At 54.7% G+C, this 2,839-nt stretch carries 2 protein-coding genes; both read right to left on the reverse strand.

What is annotated here, in order from left to right:
- Positions 1-526: amidophosphoribosyltransferase (locus D5S03_RS03340; RefSeq protein ID WP_287042664.1), on the reverse strand; the 526-nt coding region annotated here is incomplete at its 3' end.
- Between the two features lie 66 nt (positions 527-592).
- Positions 593-2,839: carbamoyl-phosphate synthase large subunit (carB, locus tag D5S03_RS03345; RefSeq protein WP_287042663.1), on the reverse strand; the 2,247-nt coding region annotated here is incomplete at its 5' end.

A 2,839-nucleotide genomic window follows, 5' to 3' on the forward strand; every position in this document is an offset into this window, starting at 1 on the left:
CGATCAGCTTGTCATTGGCCATGATGAGCAGGGTGTAGGCCCCTTTTACTTTCTGCAGGGCCTTCTTCAGGGCGTCTTCCAGGGAGTTGCCGTTCATGTTCCTGGAGAGCAGGTGAACTATGATCTCACTGTCCATGGTGGTCTGAAAAATGGAACCCTGCTGTTCCAGTTCCTGACGGATTTCCGTGGTATTCACCAGGTTGCCGTTGTGAGATATGGCTATGGAGATGTCCTTGAATCTCACCAGGAAGGGCTGGGCATTGCGCAGAAGCGAGGCCCCGGTGGTGGAATAACGCAGATGTCCCGAGGCTATGGTTCCCTTGAGCTGGTGTCCCAGGTGCTTTTCACTGAAAATATCCCCCACCAGCCCCATGCCTTTTTGTTCCCGGATTCTGCTGCCGTCCCAGGTGACTATGCCGGCGCTTTCCTGGCCCCGGTGCTGCAGGGCGTAAAGTCCGAAGTAGGTCATCCTGGCCGCCTCGGGATGATCATGGATGCCGAATAATCCGCAGTATTCCTTTTTCATGACTTTTTTGCCGTGAGGCAGGGCTGCCATCAAGGACAACCCGCCTGTATCAGACTGTTTTTGTACTTATCCGGCATTGCGGTAGTATTCCTGCATGCTCTGAACCTGCAGGCCCTCACCGGCACGTTCCTTGATGGCCGAGGCCATGGCCCTGGCTGCAGCCATGGTGGTGGTGTACGGGATACGGTACAAAACCGCGGCCTGTCTCAAGGAAGAGGAGTCGTGCTTGGTCTTTTTGCCGGAAGAAGTGTTGATGAGCAGATCGATTTCCTTGTTTTTGATATGATCTATTATGTTGGGACGTCCTTCGTAGACCTTGTTTACCACCTGGGCCGGGATGCCGTTGTCCTGTAAAAACGCGGCGGTTCCCCGGGTGGCCTTTATGCTGAAACCCATTTCGTGAAAAATCCGTGCCGGTTCCATGCAATCCTTTTTGTCCCTTTCTGTGACGGAGATGCAGACGCACCCCTTTTCCGGGAGCATCTGCCCGGCACCCATCTGGCCCTTCATAAAGGCCAGTCCCATACCTTTGTCGATACCCATTACCTCTCCGGTGGAACGCATTTCAGGCCCAAGGAGTACGTCCACCCCGGGGTAGCGTCCAAAGGGAAGCACGGCTTCCTTGACGGAATAATAACCCTGTTTGCACATGGACCAGGGATCCAGATCCTTGAGTTTTTCCCCGAGCATGACCCTGGTGGCCAGCTTGGCCAGGGGCACGCTGGTGGCCTTGCTGACAAAGGGCACGGTCCGGGATGCCCTGGGGTTGACCTCCAGGATGTACACCCGGCCGTCCTTGATGGCGAACTGGATGTTTATAAGACCCACTACGCTTAGTTCCCGGGCCAGGCTGATGGTTTCGGCCTCGATTTCCCTTATGAGATCCTGTTCTATGGTGTGCGGCGGTATAACGCAGGCAGAGTCTCCGGAATGTACTCCAGCCTCTTCAATATGCTCCATTATGCCGGCCACATACGTGTCCTGTCCGTCGCTCAGGGCGTCCACGTCCACTTCGATGGCTCCTTCCAGGAACTTGTCCAGGAGAATGGGGTGTTCCGGGGCCACCACGACATGATTCTTGAAGTAGGTGATGAGATGTTCTTCGTCGTAGACTATTTCCATGGCCCGTCCACCCAGTACATATGAAGGCCGGACCACAACCGGATAGCCTATGTCCGCGGCAATGATCCGGGCCTCTTCTATGGACCTGGCGGTGCCGTTGGCCGGCTGCATGAGTCCAAGCTTGGCTATAAGTGCCTGAAAGCGTTCACGATCCTCGGCCCGGTCTATGCTGTCCGGGGAGGTTCCGATGATGGGGACCCCCGCCTGCAGCAGAGGTACAGCCAGGTTCAAAGGAGTCTGCCCGCCGAACTGAACTATGACACCTTCAGGTTTTTCAAACTCTATGATGTTCATGACATCTTCAAAGGTCAAAGGCTCGAAATACAGGAAATCCGAAGTGTCGTAGTCTGTACTCACGGTTTCCGGGTTGGAGTTGACCATGATGGAACCAAGGCCCATTTCCTTGAGGGAATAAGCCGCATGCACACAGCAGTAGTCAAATTCTATACCCTGGCCTATTCGGTTGGGTCCTCCGCCCAGGATCATGATCTTGCGGGTATTTTTGGGAAATACCTCACGTCCCTTTTCGTAGGTGGAATAAAAGTATGGGGTGTAAGCCTCGAATTCGCCGGCACAGGTGTCCACCAGGTAGTAGGTGGGCTCAATGCCCAGTTCGCAGCGCAGGGTGCGAACGAAAATCTCATCTTTCTTCCAGAGCCGGGCCAGGTGCCTGTCGCCGAAACCCAGTGTCTTGGCCTCAGTCAATACGGGCTTGAGGTACGGGTTGTCCAGGGAAAGACTTTGTTCCAGGCTGAAATTGCGCAGTTTTTTCTCCATCTGCACCAGTTCCTGGATCTGTCGCAGAAACCATGGGTCTATGCTGGTAAGATCATAAAGTTCCTGGATATCCATGTCGGCCATGAAAGCCTCGTAAAGGGCAAAAAGGCGCAGGGAATGGGGAAAACGCAGTCTGGAGCGGATGCCTTCCAGGTCGGGTTCACCAGAGGGCAGGTCGGTGGTCAGACCGATATGGCCTGTTTCCAGAGAGCGCAGGCCCTTTTGCAGGGCTTCCTTGCAGGTGCGCCCTATGGCCATGGTTTCTCCCACGCTTTTCATGGAGGTGCCGAGCATGTCCTGGCTGCCGGGAAATTTTTCAAAGGTGAACCTGGGAATCTTGACCACGCAGTAATCTATTGTGGGCTCGAAGGAAGCCATGGTTTCCCGGGTGATGTCGTTGGGGATTTCGTCCAG

This window comes from Desulfonatronospira sp. MSAO_Bac3 (assembly GCF_003838035.1).
Classification (GTDB): Bacteria; Desulfobacterota; Desulfovibrionia; order Desulfovibrionales; family Desulfonatronovibrionaceae; genus Desulfonatronospira; species Desulfonatronospira thiodismutans.